Origin of the sequence: Caballeronia sp. LZ003 (assembly GCF_031451465.1) — a bacterium.
Taxonomy (GTDB): domain Bacteria; phylum Pseudomonadota; class Gammaproteobacteria; order Burkholderiales; family Burkholderiaceae; genus Caballeronia.
In genome coordinates this window covers 1-405 of record NZ_JARUXJ010000211.1, presented here as the reverse complement: position 1 = coordinate 405, position 405 = coordinate 1, and the positions used below count along the sequence as shown (strand labels likewise).

Genomic DNA, 405 nt, shown 5'->3' with positions numbered 1-405 from the left:
GGAGAAGGCAAACACGCTGCGGGAGGCACAGGCGAAGCTCGCGCAGCGCGCAGATCGGACGCACGCGAATTTGATTGAATATCAGCAGGGCCAAAAGGAGCGCTATGCACGCGTGCTCGATGAGCGCGCGGGCGGCGGCCAGGTCGATCCTTTGCGTCGGCAAGCGCGGGCGGATATGACCGAGATTGTGCGCCATTATCAGCATGCGCTCGATGCGCTCAAGCAGACGACACCCGCCGAGTTGCTCGGCAGTGACGCGTATCGCAAAGCAGTTGAGCAAATCAAGGCAAATCTTGATCTTTCCACCGCGATGCACACCGAACACTTTGCGACGCTCAAGCGCCTGCGTGACGATTGGGCGGCGGGCTTAGGCAATGGCGTCGCTGATTTTTATAAAGACACGCT

2 protein-coding genes are annotated in these 405 nt (G+C 59.5%); one reads left to right on the top strand and one right to left on the bottom strand.

Features of this window, described 5'->3' with window-relative positions:
• On the bottom strand, window positions 1-196 hold a 196-nt coding region (locus tag QCE79_RS34495; RefSeq protein ID WP_309852265.1), incomplete at its 3' end, for a hypothetical protein.
• On the opposite strand from QCE79_RS34495, the gene QCE79_RS34490 reads away from it, so the two are divergent.
• A partial coding sequence (locus QCE79_RS34490; protein ID WP_309852262.1) for a hypothetical protein occupies window positions 176-405 on the top strand: 230 nt, incomplete at its 3' end. The two genes, QCE79_RS34495 and QCE79_RS34490, sit on opposite strands and share 21 nt — an antisense overlap.